Annotated in this window: 15 protein-coding genes and 2 pseudogenes; 9 read left to right on the plus strand and 8 right to left on the minus strand. The window is 61.2% G+C overall.

From position 1 onward, the window contains the following. Nucleotides 1–49 precede the first annotated feature (49 nt). The 4 genes and pseudogenes from ACZ1HK_RS19725 to lgt all read right to left on the minus strand — a co-directional run bounded on the left by ACZ1HK_RS19725 (nucleotide 50) and on the right by lgt (nucleotide 3157). A complete protein-coding gene (locus ACZ1HK_RS19725; RefSeq protein WP_368474186.1) occupies nucleotides 50–181 on the minus strand; it encodes a hypothetical protein in 132 nt (43 codons plus the stop codon). A 262-nt stretch (nucleotides 182–443) separates the two neighbouring features. Beyond that, complete coding sequence (gene pgeF, locus ACZ1HK_RS19730; protein ID WP_472630127.1) at nucleotides 444–1214, minus strand: peptidoglycan editing factor PgeF; 771 nt, start codon at nucleotides 1212–1214, stop codon at nucleotides 444–446. Continuing rightward, nucleotides 1211–2208: pseudogene (locus ACZ1HK_RS19735) on the minus strand (class I SAM-dependent methyltransferase). Before ACZ1HK_RS19735 ends, pgeF begins: the two are co-directional and overlap by 4 nt. A gap of 37 nt (nucleotides 2209–2245) precedes the next feature. Then, nucleotides 2246–3157, minus strand: coding sequence for a prolipoprotein diacylglyceryl transferase (gene lgt, locus ACZ1HK_RS19740; protein WP_472630128.1), 912 nt, complete (start codon nucleotides 3155–3157; stop codon nucleotides 2246–2248). Between the two features lie 121 nt (nucleotides 3158–3278). Here lgt and ACZ1HK_RS19745 point away from each other — a divergent pair, with 121 nt between their 5' ends. From ACZ1HK_RS19745 to ACZ1HK_RS19765, 5 genes and pseudogenes are all read left to right on the plus strand, one after another. Next, nucleotides 3279–3527 (plus strand): accessory factor UbiK family protein, encoded by a 249-nt coding sequence (locus ACZ1HK_RS19745; RefSeq protein WP_368474189.1) that lies wholly within the window; start codon nucleotides 3279–3281, stop codon nucleotides 3525–3527. Between the two features lie 304 nt (nucleotides 3528–3831). Then, nucleotides 3832–4335, plus strand: coding sequence for a type III secretion system chaperone family protein (locus ACZ1HK_RS19750; protein WP_472630129.1), 504 nt, complete (start codon nucleotides 3832–3834; stop codon nucleotides 4333–4335). Nucleotides 4336–4523: 188 nt separating this feature from the next. Then, nucleotides 4524–5333, plus strand: a complete 810-nt coding sequence (gene proC / locus ACZ1HK_RS19755; RefSeq protein WP_472630130.1) for a pyrroline-5-carboxylate reductase — start codon at nucleotides 4524–4526, stop codon at nucleotides 5331–5333. Next, nucleotides 5330–5671 (plus strand): tRNA-binding protein, encoded by a 342-nt coding sequence (locus ACZ1HK_RS19760; protein ID WP_472630131.1) that lies wholly within the window; start codon nucleotides 5330–5332, stop codon nucleotides 5669–5671. The genes proC and ACZ1HK_RS19760 overlap by 4 nt, the downstream gene beginning before the upstream one ends. After that, a pseudogene (locus ACZ1HK_RS19765) lies at nucleotides 5665–6614 on the plus strand (2-hydroxyacid dehydrogenase). The gene ACZ1HK_RS19760 and the pseudogene ACZ1HK_RS19765 overlap by 7 nt, the downstream one beginning before the upstream one ends. 107 nt (nucleotides 6615–6721) lie before the next feature. On the opposite strand, the gene ACZ1HK_RS19770 reads toward ACZ1HK_RS19765, so the two are convergent. Both ACZ1HK_RS19770 and ACZ1HK_RS19775 read right to left on the minus strand, forming a co-directional pair. Further along, nucleotides 6722–7687, minus strand: coding sequence for an autotransporter domain-containing protein (locus ACZ1HK_RS19770; protein ID WP_472630132.1), 966 nt, complete (start codon nucleotides 7685–7687; stop codon nucleotides 6722–6724). A gap of 773 nt (nucleotides 7688–8460) precedes the next feature. Beyond that, entirely contained in the window at nucleotides 8461–9051 is a 591-nt protein-coding gene (locus tag ACZ1HK_RS19775) for a thymidine kinase (RefSeq protein ID WP_472630133.1), read from the minus strand. A gap of 106 nt (nucleotides 9052–9157) precedes the next feature. Here ACZ1HK_RS19775 and ACZ1HK_RS19780 point away from each other — a divergent pair, with 106 nt between their 5' ends. The 4 genes from ACZ1HK_RS19780 (at nucleotide 9158) to ACZ1HK_RS19795 (ending at nucleotide 12872) form a co-directional block, all read left to right on the plus strand. Continuing rightward, nucleotides 9158–9631: a hypothetical protein gene (locus tag ACZ1HK_RS19780; RefSeq protein ID WP_472630134.1), complete on the plus strand. Its 474-nt coding sequence runs from the start codon at nucleotides 9158–9160 to the stop codon at nucleotides 9629–9631. Nucleotides 9632–9751: 120 nt separating this feature from the next. After that, entirely contained in the window at nucleotides 9752–11293 is a 1542-nt protein-coding gene (locus tag ACZ1HK_RS19785) for a peptidoglycan-binding domain-containing protein (protein WP_472630135.1), read from the plus strand. Between the two features lie 225 nt (nucleotides 11294–11518). Then, nucleotides 11519–12517, plus strand: coding sequence for a M4 family metallopeptidase (locus ACZ1HK_RS19790; protein WP_472630136.1), 999 nt, complete (start codon nucleotides 11519–11521; stop codon nucleotides 12515–12517). Between the two features lie 55 nt (nucleotides 12518–12572). Further along, the gene (locus ACZ1HK_RS19795; protein ID WP_472630137.1) at nucleotides 12573–12872 is read left to right on the plus strand and encodes a protealysin inhibitor emfourin; all 300 of its coding nucleotides are present in this window, start codon (nucleotides 12573–12575) and stop codon (nucleotides 12870–12872) included. Here ACZ1HK_RS19795 and ACZ1HK_RS19800 read toward each other — a convergent pair whose 3' ends face one another. Both ACZ1HK_RS19800 and ACZ1HK_RS19805 read right to left on the minus strand, forming a co-directional pair. Beyond that, entirely contained in the window at nucleotides 12873–13997 is a 1125-nt protein-coding gene (locus tag ACZ1HK_RS19800) for a beta-ketoacyl-ACP synthase III (protein ID WP_472630138.1), read from the minus strand. It lies immediately after the preceding gene. Between the two features lie 66 nt (nucleotides 13998–14063). Continuing rightward, nucleotides 14064–14456 carry a VOC family protein gene (locus ACZ1HK_RS19805; RefSeq protein WP_472630139.1) on the minus strand — a complete coding sequence of 131 codons (393 nt, stop codon included), beginning with the start codon at nucleotides 14454–14456 and terminating at the stop codon, nucleotides 14064–14066. Nucleotides 14457–14472 lie beyond the last annotated feature (16 nt).

The following is a 14472-nucleotide window of genomic DNA, read 5'->3' on the forward strand; positions in this document are numbered from 1 at the left end:
AGCGTTCGTGTGTTGGGGTCCTCGGGGTCTTTGTCCGGGGTCTTCCGCTTTATTCAGCGGCCATGAGCTGACGCGGCTTCTCCGCGCGCCGGGCTGCGCGCACTTTGCGCGACCACGGCATTTCGATCTGCTCTTTCTTTGCTTCGTTCAGGACTGTTTTCATCCAGCGTTGCGTTTTCATTTTGCCTCGTCCTTCGTGCCATGCCCGCGTTTGCCGAGCGTTGTTCTCGATTGGCACCAAGATGCCGGGGCTTTCAGGCAGTCTTGCGGCAAAAACGCTAAAGCCCGGTAAATCATCTGGGCCATTTTGGGGCGAAGATCCGGGCAGAGCGGGCTTGTTTCACAGGCATTCATGGAAATTTTGAACTGAATTGTGCCCAAGCCGGGGCAGGGGGTGCCCCGATTGTGTCCAATTTCGCATCAATCGCGGCTCCAGGCCGCGCCTACAATCGAATCGCAGAGATCAGGCGCCCGTAATCAGCCTCACCCTGATGCGTGGCGCGGCGATAGGAATAGAAGCGCGTCGCGTCGGAATATGTGCAATGGCCGGTCCACTCTGCCTCTGCCACACCCGCTGCTCGTAAGCGCGCAAGGCCGAAACCCGTCAGGTCAAATTGGTATTTGCCGTCTGCCCCATTCACGAAAAAGCGGCTGTGGCTTGGATCTTCATCCATGAACCGTTCCAGGAATTCCTGACCCACTTCATAGGCGCGTTGGCTGATCGACGGGCCAATGACCGCTTTTATCCGCGTCCGATCCGCGCCTAAACCCTCCATCGCGTCCACGGTTTCTTCCAGCACGCCATCCAGCGCCCCGCGCCAGCCTGCATGGGCGGCACCTATGACCCCAGCCTGCCGATCGGCAAACAGGACGGGCTGGCAATCCGCTGTCAGCACACCAAGGGCCACGCCGGGCGTCGCGGTCACAACGCCATCTGCCTTGGGACGCGCCTCGGTCGGGCCGTCGACAACCACGACATCGGCTGAATGGATCTGGTGCACGCCGACGAGGGCCTCGGGCGCGACCTCCATCTCCCCCGCCACGCGGGCGCGGTTCATGGCAACCACCTCGGCCTGATCGCTGGAGCCGCCGCCGCAATTCAGCCCTGCGAAAATGCCCGTCGAGGCCCCACCGATGCGCGTAAAGAAGCCATGCTTCACGCCATCCAGCAGCGGAGAGGTCACAGGGTCCAATCGTGTTGCGGTAATGGTCACGGGGCAGGCTCCAGGGCTGGGGGTGGCGGCGCGCCGTCCGGGGTCAGCGCCATCACCTTGAACAAGGTCCCCATTTCCTGCGCATGCGTCAACCGCCTGTGCGCGGCGATATGGGCGTCAAGCGCAGCCCCGCTCAGGCCTTTGGCCAGCGATTGCGCTCGCGCGGTGATCCCCAACCGTTCAAGAAACAGACCCTGGGGAACAGGGCCGCTCGCCTGTACGCCGGCGGCATGCGCCAAGGGCCCAAACGCCACATGGGCCGTAAGGTCAGCTTGCCCCGGCGTGTCGAGCGGGTCGGCAAAGGCATGTTTGGCAAGGGCCTGAAACGTGTCTCCGGTGCTTTCCTTGTCCCCATAGTCGACGATCAGCGCGGCACCGCCATGGGCTTTGATGCGCCGTCCGATTTCTTCAGCGATGGCTTCGCCCGGTGCGCAAGTCTCCACGATCATGCCCGGCTTGAACCCGTCCCGCACTTCCAGTGGTGCGGGCGGCGCCAGTCCCCAGATCAACGCGCCATCCGAAGTGCCGATCTGCCGTTCCTGCCAATCGCCCGCCGCGTTCATCTGGAACTGGCGGATCGGCAGGGCATCGAAGAATTCGTTTGCGATCAAGTAGAGGGGGCTTCGGGAAGGTCTGCCACGCTGTCATGGAATGTGGCCCCTGGCACGGCCCGGGCCTGTGCTGCGCGCAATACCGGCGAGGCCTCCACCAAGTGGAGCGCCAGCGCGTCATGGAAGCCTGGAACGCCCCGCGTGGCGCGTAGAACATCGGCCATCAAGGTCCCGCGCCCCGGCCCGAGTTCAGCCAAAACGCCCTTAGGCCGCCCCTGATCCAACCAGACCTGCGCGATCCACAGGCCCAAAAGCTCACCAAACATCTGGCTGATTTCCGGTGCCGTGATGAAATCGCCAGCGCGCCCTAAAGGATCGCGGGTCGCGTAGTAGCCGAATTCCGGATCGTGCAAGCATTCGGCCGTGTAATCGGCCACCGACATCGGCCCCAGCCGCGCGATGCGGGCGATCAGCCGCTCTTTAAGCGACACGGGCGCGACTTCGCAGGATGAAGTAGGTCCCCAACAGCAACATCGGGATGGTCAGGATTTGCCCCATCGTCAAACCGACCTCCGGCGACAGGGCGAGGGCGAAACCGATTGGGTTGTCCGGCCCGGTGAACTGCTCATCGGGTTGACGGAAGAATTCCACGAAAAAGCGAGAGGCGCCGTAGATGAGGAAGAACATCCCAGTCAGGGCGCCAGGTCGTTTCAGCCAACCGCGCCGCCAGGCCAGCCACAACAGCAGCACGCCCATGAACAGCCCCTCCAACAGCGCCTCATAGAGCTGTGAAGGGTGGCGCGCGCAAACTGTGGCACCCAGATATTCCGTGATGCCTACCGGACCATCGCAATCCTGCGCTGCTGCCCCCGGAAAGATGAACGCCCAGGGTGCGTCAGACGGGCGGCCCCAAAGCTCCGCATTTACGAAATTGGCCAACCGCCCCAGCAAAAGTCCGATCCCGATCACCATCGACATGGCGTCGGCAATTTGCAGCGGCGGCGCGCCGGTGCGGCGACAGAAGATAAAGGCGGCAACCGCAACACCCGCAAGGCCACCATGAAACGACATGCCACCTTCCCAGATCCGCAGCGCGGCCAGTGGATCGCTTGCGTATATGCCGGGTTGGTAGAACAGGACGTAGCCGATGCGGCCCCCGAGGATCACGCCAAGCACTACGGCGGTTAGCAGGCCTTCAACCTGCGCGGGTTGCAACGGCGGTGTGTCGGCAGGCCAAAGGGCAGGGCGCGCCATCGCTTTCCAGATCACCCACCAGCCAAGCCCGAGGCCGAACAGATAGGCCAGCGCATACCACCGCAGCGCGAAGGTGAAAGAGCCGATCTCAATCGACAACAGCTCAGGCGACAGGGGTGGGAACGGAATGGCAAACAACGGGACAAGCCTCACTTCGCGTTATTTTCCCCGTGGTTGGGGCGCTGGTGCGACGAAGTCAACCTTGATCAAAGGCCTGCGCCTGCCCATATCCATCACAACACGAACAGGAGTGCAGCCCATGCAGACCCGTAACAAGATTATGGATGATCTTAGCCAGTTGATGACCAACGCCATGGGCGTGGCCCAAGGCGCCAAGGATGAGGCCGAAACGGCCATGAATTCGATGATGGACCGCTGGCTGGCGAACCGGAACCTCGTGACGCGCGAAGAGTTCGACGCCGTGCGCGCGATGGCCCAAAAGGCACGCGAAGAGAATGAGGCGCTGAAGGCGCGCATCGCAGCGCTGGAAGAGAAATCCGGCGACTGACGTCCGATTTTCCCGATGACACGCAAGCCGCCAAAACTTTTTTGGCGGCTTTTTTGTGGGTAAGTGACTCTCCCTTGTGGGGCGTTTTGGAAAAACCGCTATATCTTGTGGGCAACTCATGGAAATGGCCGCTGTCCCTATTTGCACCGCAAAAATAGTTCTTTACAGCGACTCCCCAACACCGCACCATATTTCGTAGGAACTGAGGCCGAGCAGCCCATTCCTAGGAAAGACACCCAGCTTTTGTGGGCGTCTTGGGATTGAACCACCAAGGCCCCGCTGGCTGCCAACCAGGACTGGGACCATGTCGCACACAGAAGAATACTTCGACATCGAAGAGCTGCATCCGATTGATATCGTCGAGACGCTGGCCGCCCACCATGAATGGGATTTCGACCGCATCGCCGATGACCAGATCGCCATGGCCATCGAAGGACAATGGCGCACCTACTCGATCACGCTGGCCTGGTCCTCGTACGACGAAACCCTGCGGATGATCTGCACCTTCGAGATGGAGCCACCCCAAGAGACGATGGCGAAGCTCTATGAGGCGCTAAACCTCGTGAATGATCGCTGTTGGGCCGGCGCGTTCACCTACTGGGCGGCGCAGAAACTGATGGTCTACCGCTACGGGTTGGTTCTGGCCGGCGATCAGCTCGCTTCGCCCGATCAGATTGCATGCATGGTGGAAACCGCTGTGCTCGCTGCCGAACGATACTACCCCGCCTTCCAGCTGGCCATGTGGTCGGACAAGACGCCCGAAGAGGCGATGGATGTTGCGATCTCAGAGGGCTATGGGCGGGCCTGAACCACCCTATTTCATACAGGCAAAAAGGGTCGCGCTTGGCGCGGCCCTTTCGCGTTTCGAGAAGCAAAAGCCCCTCATCGAGTGTTGCATCCGTGTCAGTGCCGCGCGGTTGCGGGTCTCGGCGGGCTGGTCTTCCGGGCCTGTGGATGGTTTTTTGCGTATCTGACTTTTGCCAGGGGGAGGCAGAGATGGATCTATCTCAGATCAACGCACATGGGCTTGTGATGCTTGGTTGCGGCAAGATGGGCTCCGCCATGCTGCAAGGGTGGCTTGCGGGCGGCCTGCGCGCTGATGCGGTCCATGTGATTGACCCCAACCCTTCAGATTGGCTGCAGAGCACGGGCGTGCAGATCAACGCCGACCTTCCCGAAAGCCCTGCCGTCCTGATGATCGCAGTAAAGCCACAGATGATGGAAGAGGCGCTGCCCCAAGTGGCGCGCTTCGGCGGCGGTGGCACGTTGATCCTGTCGGTTGCGGCGGGCACGCCCATTCAGGCCTATGAGCGCGCGTTTGGGCCGGGAAGCCGTGTGGTACGTTCAATGCCCAACACACCGGCGGCGGTCGGCAAGGGCATCACCGCGATTGTCGGCAATGCGGATGCCACAGCAGAAGACCTTGATCTGGCCGAAGACATGTTGTCGGCCATTGGCCAAGTCGTGCGGCTGACGACTGAGGCGCAGATCGATGCGGTGACGGGGATCTCGGGTTCAGGTCCGGCCTATGTCTTCTACATGATCGACACGCTGGCCGCAGCCGCGCGGGCTGAAGGCTTGCCGGAGGAGATGGCGATGCGCCTGGCCAAGGCGACCGTAGCGGGTGCCGGTGTGTTGGCGGAAGAAGCCGAAGAGACGCCGGAGCAATTGCGCATCAACGTCACCTCGCCCAATGGCACGACGCAGGCGGGGCTTGAGGTTCTGATGGGCGAAAACGGCCTCGCCCCGCTGATACGCCGCACAGTTGCGGCCGCGACCCATCGCAGCCGGGAATTGCGCAAATGAGCGATCAGATCGATTTTGACCAGTTCATGGCCGTGGATATTCGGGTGGGCACTATCACCCGTGCCGAGGATTTTCCCGAGGCCCGCAAACCGGCGATCAAGCTCTGGGTCGACTTCGGGGGCGAGATCGGCGTACGCAAATCGTCCGCCCAGATCACGGCGCACTACACACCCGAGGCGCTGGTGGGAAAGCAGGTTATCGGCGTCGTGAATTTTCCGCCTCGGCAAATTGGCCCCGTGATGTCCGAGGTTCTTGTCCTAGGTTTGCATGATGCGGATGGCGGTATCGTCCTGCTGTCCCCTGACAAACCGGTCCCGAACGGAGAGCGCATGTGCTGAAACTTCTCGTATCCCGCCGCCTGCCTGAAAGCGTCATGGAGGCCGCCGAGGCGCGGTTTGACGTGACCTGCCGCACCACCACGCAGCCGATGGATCATGCGGAATGCGTTGCAGCTTTGCGTGACTACGATCTGATCCTGCCGACCCTGGGCGACGCATTCCGCGCGCCTGCCTTTGACGAAGCCGGAGAGATCCGAGCAAAGCTGCTGGCGAATTTCGGGGTGGGCTACAACCATATCGACGTGGACGCCGCCCGGGCTGCGGGGTTGGAAGTGTCCAACACACCCGGCGCTGTGACTGACGCGACCGCTGATATTGCACTGACGCTGATCCTGATGGCCGCGCGCCGCGCGGGTGAGGGGAGCGGATGGTGCGCGCCGGGCAATGGCAGGGCTGGCACCCGACGCAAATGTTGGGGATGCATCTGTCGGGCAAAACCGTTGCTGTGATCGGCATGGGGCGGATCGGGCAGGCCATCGCGCGGCGCTGCCATTTCGGGTTCGGGTGCCGGATCGTCTACGTGAACCGCTCACCCAAGCAGGTGGAGTTCCCGGCCGAGCAATTGCCGATGGAAACCGCGCTTGCAGGCGCGGACGTCGTTGTTCTGGCGACGCCGGGCGGGGCAGAGACGCATCACCTGATAGGCTCGGATCAATTCGCGATGATGCAGCGCCACGCGATTTTCGTGAACATCGCGCGCGGCGATGTGGTGGATGAGGCGGCGCTGGTCGCGGCCCTGGCGGTCAAGCGGATCGCGGGGGCGGGGCTGGATGTGTACGAGTTTGAGCCCGCGATCCCCGACGAGCTGATGGCGATGGAAAACGTCACCCTGCTGCCGCATCTGGGCACCGCCGCGCTGGAAGTGCGAGAGGATATGGGGCGCATGGCATTGGACAATGTGATCGCGTTTTCCGAGGGGAAGCCCGCGCCGAATGCGGTCTGAGAGGCGGCGGTTGCAAGATTGCAACCGAGGGTTAAGGCACGGATTTAAACGATAATCGGAATTTCGTTTACCGTTTGTTAACCCGCCAATGCCCGATGAGGTCCGCCTCAGAACCGCAGCGCCACGCGCAACGCGCCAGAAACCGTCTGCATGTCGCCGCCAAGGCCTGACAGCTCGACACTTGTGCTGAGGTCCATGCCGTTCGAAAGCGCCATCTCGCCGCCAAGCTCTACTCGGCCGGTCCAGCCATCGTTCGCCAGCATGTCCTGCGCCAGAACGCTTTCCGTCTCGTTCGTGAGGTAATCGGCATGCAGCCCGGCAAAGAGAGAGCCTTCGGCGCTGTCATGGGTGATCCGACTGCCAAGGGAAACCTGGCTGAAGGTCACATCACTGGATGTGCCGGCAAGCGTGCCGCCAGTTCCTTCAATCTCTTCGCGCCCATGCATCAAACCAAGGGTCGGGGTCAGGGTGAAGGCGTCGTCTAGCGCATAATCGTAGCGACCTTCGAAGGTCACGGCGGCGAGCGTCACATCCGCGGTATTCGCCGCGCCGTTCTGCTCAAAACTGCCCATGCCGTAGATCAGGCTCGCACTGCCCGACCACGCGCCGGAACGGTAAGCGAAATAGGGCTGCAGATGAGTAAAGGTGCCTTCGGTCGTCGTCGCGCCATCGACGGCGTTCACGGTGGAATAACCAAGCGAGAGGCCGGCGATCATATCCGGTCCGATTTCCAAATCCGCACCGATCTGTAGGCCATTGCCGCCGATAGTTCCGGTGTTCGTGGTACCAAATTCGTCCGAGCGGAAACCAGTGACTTCAACCCATGTGTAAAGGCTGCCCATCATCCCCGGCGCGCCGGATGTGGAGACGGTCACATCGCCTGAGCCGGTGCCATCCGCGATGCGCGTGAACGTCGTCTGCCCGTTGCGGGTGGCGATAGAGACTTGGCCCGCGTCCCTCACCACGCCGTCAGCGCCGACGACGATCAGGCGGGCAGCGGTGCCTGTGGCGGCGGTGATTGAGTCAATGTCCGTGCGGACTGGAACCAGGATGGCCCCATTTAGGGTGAACACAATTTCGTAAGCAGTTCCGACGTTGTCCAATCGGTCCGGTCCGACGTAGAGCACATATTCGCCCGGCGCGATGCTGCCGAAGCTTGCTGGGGCCGCTATGCCCGCGGAGAGGAACGCTATGAATCCAGTGGCACCGGTGATACCGGCAAAATCCAGAGTTCCCGTGGGCGCGTAGGATGAATCACCAAGAAAAAGAGAATGTTGCCGCCAGCGGGCCAAGTATTTGAGATCGGGCTTACCGAGAGGGGAGCGGCCCCATCCACCGTAATTGGTACGGCGGTAAACGCCGTAAACACACTACCGCCGACTGTCCCAACAACGCTGTTGTCGGACGCGTTGTCGCCGATGACGGTAACCACCTGTTGCGCATCAGTTGTATCAGCTGATGCTATTCCTAGGGCCAAAGTCATGGCTGACGTTAGGCATTTGCAAAAATAACTCATGAGTGAACCCTTACTCGATAGTTCCTTGGCTCGTACCTCATTCGCCTTCTCGCGCATATCTCGGGTGTTCGGCTCGGTGTTTATGGGAGATTTCTGTGGCGCTGTTGCTACGGTTTTGGGGTGTCACATCAAGCTGTTAGCGCCTCGATCAATGGTCGCGGTGGACTTCAGAGTGTCAGAACAAACGGCTCAGACCCGAAAAGACTGCGTAGCCGGATTATTGTGCACGCATCGCCCGGAGGGAGAAAATATGGGTTGGACTGGACCAGGGCGTTCGACCCGGCATTTTTTACGTCGACACTGATTAAGGAGGGGGCGGCGATTGCAATTTTACCCCCTTTGCAAATCCCCGATCTCTTCCCGGAAATGCCTCCGACATAGGCTGACGTAACGGTCATTCCCACCGACCTCAATCTGGGCGCCTTCGCGCACCGCTTTGCCGTCCTCACCCACGCGGATCACCATCGTGGCTTTCTTGCCGCAATGGCAGATGGTTCGGACCTCTCGCATCTCGTCAGCGAGCGCCAGAAGTGCTGCAGAACCCGGAAAGAGCTCTCCCTGAAAGTCCACACGCAGGCCATAGGCCATGACGGGCACGCCCAAATCGTCAACCGCGCGGGCGAGTTGCCAGACTTGTTCGCGGGTCATCCATTGGGCTTCATCCACCAGCACGCAGGCGCATGGTCCTGCCGCTAGGCGCGTTTCGATCTTCGCGTAGAGGTCGTCGGCTTGGGTGTAGGTGTCGGCTTCGGCCTCGATCCCAATGCGGGAGCCGATTTTGCCGGTGCCAGCACGGTCGTCGAAATTGGCGGTCAGCAGGTAGGTCTGCATGCCCCGTTCGATGTAGTTGTAGGAGGCTTGCAACAGCAGGGTCGATTTGCCCGCATTCATGGTGGAATAATGGAAATAGAGCTTGGCCATGGGGGTAGGTTTGGCCCATGAGGGGCGCAAGGACAAGACGAAGGCTATGGGCGTTGACGAATAGGGGCGGAAGCGGCTTTGCTGAACGGAGCAAGGGGATAAGACGATGACCGAGACGGCCAAGGGCTATTTGAAGCGCCATACGGAGCGACTGATCAAGGATGTGGGCTACGCAGCCGCGTGTGAGTTGACGGGGCGGTCCAAGGCGACGCTGGGTCGCTATTTCTCGGAAAGCGATGAGCATGCGGACAGGTTCATGCCGGTTGATGCGGTCGCGGCACTTGAGGCGGAGGCGTCGTTTCCCCATGTCACGGCGGCTTTGGCCGAACTCAACGGCGGGTCGCTGAGCTACGGGTCGGAGAAGCGCAATGCGATGCGGGGCGACAACCATGGCAATGTGAATGCCAATGTGATCGCGCTGAGCCAGCGGTTTGCGACTCTGATGGGCGAGTACCAGATCTCGATCGAGGATGGCGTGATCTCGGTCAACGAGGCGCGGCGGCTGTTGGAAGAGACGCTGGAGCTGCAGAAGGTGCTGATCGAGATGAAGCTGCGGCTGGAGGCTGACAGCCGGAGTTGAAGGCCCGATGTGCACGCGTGCACAAGCGGTTCATGTGACTGAAAACGCTTTAGTTTCGTGTTGTCGTTAACCTTCGCTTAACCATCCCGCGGCGCCGAACGGCAAATGAAGGGGGATGGAATGGATTGCCGGATCATTTGCATATCCGCAGGCCTTGCGGCTTTGGGGTTTGCGGCGCCGGCTGCGGCACAAGGATCTTATCCCAGCGACGAGATTTGCGTGCAAAGCATCCTGGCGATCCACGGATATGATCCCGGACCCATCGACGGCATACTGGGCCAGCGCACCCGCGACATGGCTTATAGCTTCGCACAGGATTGGCGCATGGACCCGCTGCCGCGCTTGTCGGGTGCCACGGCGGCGGAATGGTGTGTGGCCCTGACAGCGGCGCAACGCGGCGCGGATCAGCCTCTGGACCCTGCGTTGACGGACGGACCTGAGACGTTGCGATGTGTATCGGACCCGGTGGATGGCTATGCGCGGGTGATCACGGGGGAAGTGGACGGCGACCCGGTGGAGCTGCGCGTGGACGCGCGGTTTGGTGGGGCGGTTGGTTCGCTGGCATGGCGCGGGCGCGAGTTTCTGAATATCTACGACCATGGCCGCCAGATCAGTTATGCGTGGCACCTGAACGACCATGGGGAGTGCCTGAACCCGACGGAGCCGGGTGCGGCGCAGGACTATTTTCTGCAGTCTTCAACCACGCAAGTTCACGAGATTTGCGGGCTTGCGCTCAATCATCTGAGCACACGGATCAGCCCGGCCTATTGGACAGCCCCTGGCGAGCCTGCGTTTTGCGACAACGGGACGGAGGTGGGGGTGAACACTACACTGGTGTCCGAGAACGGCTTCGCGCGGGAGGTGATGATTGGGTATGAGGGGCTTGAAAATGTGATCCTGTTCGACGCCGTGATCACGTTGGAGCAGGATTACCGGTCACTGCGGGTGGAGGCGCCCACGGCGTACCTGACGCACGACTTCACGGCGCGCTACAGCTTTGATCCGCGCGACGGTGCGCTGATCTCGCGATCTGAAAGCATGGAACTTTATGAGCCGTTTGCCTTCGTGCATTCGTCGAACCTGCCTGCCGTTCTGGCGACCGAGGATGGCGCCTTTGCATTGGGGGCCTACACGGCCATGGCAGGGGCGCAGTACCAACTCCTGCATTATGATGTGCCGAACCCGTTTGACGCGAACAACAAGTGGAATATCCGCATCTCGTTCGTTCCTGCGCCTGCCGGATCATATGAGTTCCGCACCTTCGCTGTGATCGGGACGTTGGAGCAAGTGCACGAGGGCATGGTGGCGCTGGCCGCGCTGCATCCGGTCGATCTGACGCCAGGTGAGGGTTATGTAGACCGCGCCGATTGCGAGTGGATCGAAGGCTGGGCCTGGGACCCGGATGCACCGAATGAGGCGATGATGGTCGATGTTGTCGATGTGGAAACCGGTGATGTGGTGCTGAGTGTCAGCGCCGGTGGACCAAGAGCGGATTTGGCAGAGGCGTTGGGGGACAATGGGCTGCACGCTTACAGTTTTCAGACATCCGAGATCCTGCCTGACGGCGGGCGCGGCCTGTTTTCGCTGCGGGTCCGGTCGTCGGAGGCAGGATTGGCCAGCACGCCATTGATCCCTGGGCAGGTCGACCTCGACTGTCGCTAAAGATCGGTTCTGTGAATTCGCCGTGAAATCCCCATGAATTGCGCGATTTCCCCACCGGGTCGGCCCGCGAATAGGCGGGAAATGTGATATAATTCACCCATTCAATTTCTGAAACTCAATTTGTGGAGCGAAGAGATGTGTGAATTTCGCAATCCAATCAATTGCATTGTCCCCCCTCACATGGTCGACGTCCTGATGCTGCGCGGAGATGCGTCCGTCCGGAAGATGGCTGAGGAACTCGTTAAAACCGGCTCAGCCGTGCGCGAAGCCCGCGCGGCCGAGCAAGGCAGCGGAATGGTGCCGAGGGACGGCGCGCAGGGCGTTTTCGTTTCGCGTGCCTTGGCCGAAGGGGCCGCGGCGGCCCATACGTGCGACCGGCGCGTGCATGACGGCGAAGAGAAGGCGGGCCTGCCCGGCAAGCTGGTACGGGCGGAGGGCGATCCGGCCACAGGCGACCCGGAAGTCGACCGCGCCTATGACGGGGCGGGTGACGTATTTTCCCTCTATTCGGAAGAATTCCAGCGCAATTCCATTGATGGGTTCGGAATGCCGATTGTTCAGACCGTTCATCACCGGCGCGATTACAACAACGCGTTCTGGAACGGCACGCAGATGGCCTATGGCGATGGCGACGGCGAGATCTTCTCCACCTTCACCGAACTCTCCGTCATCGCCCATGAGATTTCGCATGGGGTGGTGCAGCATTCCGGCGGCCTCATCTATCAGGGGCAATCGGGCGCGCTGAACGAAAGCTATGCGGATGTGTTCGGTGCAATGACCGCGCAGCGCAGCGCGGGCCAAAGTGTGTATGAGGCCGACTGGCTGGTCGGAAAAGGCATTCTTGGGCCCAACATCAACGGCAAGGCGTTGCGGTCGATGAAGGCGCCCGGCACGGCCTATTCCGATGCGTTGCTGGGGCAGGACCCGCAGCCCTATCACATGGATTTCTACGTCGACACGACCTCGGACAATGGCGGTGTGCACATCAACTCTGGCATCCCGAACCACGCCTTTTACCTCTATTGCATGTACCTGGGCGGAAATTCCTGGGAGCGGCCCGGCCAGATCTGGTACAAAGCGCTTCAGAACATCAACAATCCCCATGCCACGTTCGGCGACTGGGCGGCTGAAACGCTGGATGCCGCGATCGAACTGCACGGGATTGGCAGCTATGAGATGCTGATGTTGCGGCGGGCGTGGAACCTTGTCGGGATCGACGTGTAAGTCCTAGAAACGGATATGGGTGCAAATGGAGCCGGTGCTTGTCGGATGTGTTGCAATGATCATTGAAGTCGTTTCGCAAGGCGGGTTCGGCGGGCTGACTGGTGTGCAGGTGACGCGCCGGGCTGTGGTGGAAGATTTGCCGTCCGCCGCGCAGGAGCAATATTGCGCCCGCTTCGATCCGGGCCATCTGTCGGAATTGGCGGCAGTGGTTCGCCCGTTGGGGGCGGCCGACACGATTTCCTATGAGATCACGGTGGTCGATGAAGAAGGCGCGCGGCACCATTTCGTCCTGGATGAAACGTTGCTGCCCGCCGAGCTGCTGGATTTGATCGACGCCCTGCCGCGCGCCCGCTGATCAGGCGGACTTCTCGATAATCACGGAGCCGACGGAATAGCCTGCGCCGAAGGAGCAGATGATGCCGGTGTCGCCCGGGGAGAGGTCGTCGGAATATTGTGCGAAGGCGATGATGGAGCCTGCAGAGGAGGTATTGGCGTAGTCTTGCAGGATGTTTGGCTGCTCGCCCGCTTCCGGCACACGGCCAAGAACCTTTTTGCCGATATAGTCGTTCATCGTTTTGTTGGCCTGATGCAGCCAGAGCCGTTTCAGATCACCCGCCGTCACGCCGGTGTCGTCCATATGCTCGGCGATATGCTTGCTGACCAGAGGCAGCACTTCTTTGAAGACCTTGCGGCCTTCCTGCATGAACAGCATGTCGCGGCGGTCGTCCATGTGACCGTCACGGGTGCGGCGCAGGAAGCCGTTGTTGTTACGGATGTTGTTGGAGAATTGCGTGGCGCAGCGGGTGGATTTGATCGCGAAGTGCGGCCCCTTCGCATCCTCGGCGCGCTCAATCAGGACGGCGGTGGCGACATCGCCGAAAATGAAGTGGCAGTCGCGGTCGCGCCATTCGAGATGGGCAGAGCAAATCTCAGGGTTCACAACCAGCGCCTTGCGGATGGAACCGGAGCGGATCATGTCCGCTGCCGCCTGAATGCCGAAGGTGGCCGACGAGCAGGCGACGTTCATGTCAAAGCCGAAGCCGCCGGTGCCAAGGGCCTGCTGGATTTCGATGGCAATCGCGGGATAAGCGCGTTCGTGGTTGGAGGCGGCGCAAAGGACGGCATCAACCTCGGACGCGTCCACGCCTGCCATGTCGAGCGCCTTGCGGCAGGCGTCGACGCCCATTTCGGCCATGACCGAGATCTCGTCCATCGCGCGGTCTGGCAACCAGGGATGCATGGCGTTGGGGTCGAGGATGCCGTCCTTGTTCAGGACGAAACGGGATTCGATGCCTGAGGCGGCGACAATGAACTCGGACGAGGAATGGGCCATAGGTTCAGCCGCACCGGCTTCGATCTCAGCCGCGTGTTCCGCGTTCCACTTATCGGCATAGGCGTTGAAGGCCACGACAAGTTCGTCGTTGGAGATGCTGAGCTCGGGCGTGAAAACACCCGATCCGGTGATGGCTGGTTCAAACATGGCGCTCTTCCTTGGCGAGGGCTTTCACTTGCGCGCGAAAGCATTGCGCCGTCAAGGCGGCTGACGCTACGTCGCGGCTTCTGGAGCGTGGCACACGGCCTCGATATTGTTGCCATCGGGGTCGAGGACAAATGCGCCGTAATAATGCTCATGGTAATGGGGGCGCAGACCGGGCGCGCCGTTGTCGATCCCGCCCGCCGCCAGGGCAGCGAGGTGGAAGGCGTCGACGCGCGCGCGGGTCTCGGCGCTAAAAGCGAAGTGGACGGGCGGCGTTTGCGCCCCGCCTTCATTGATCCAGAATTGCGGGCGGTCGTGGCCATAACCGCCGACCTTTTCGCCGCCGGTATGTTCAGGCGGGACAGTGAAGAGGAACGTGATGCCCAACGGGGCAAAGGCCCGGTCGTAGAAGGCGCGGGCCTTTGCAAAGTCGGATACGGAGAGGCCGGTATGGTCGATCATGGGCGGGCCTTTGATA

Source organism: Gymnodinialimonas sp. JB5-7 (assembly GCF_055693405.1).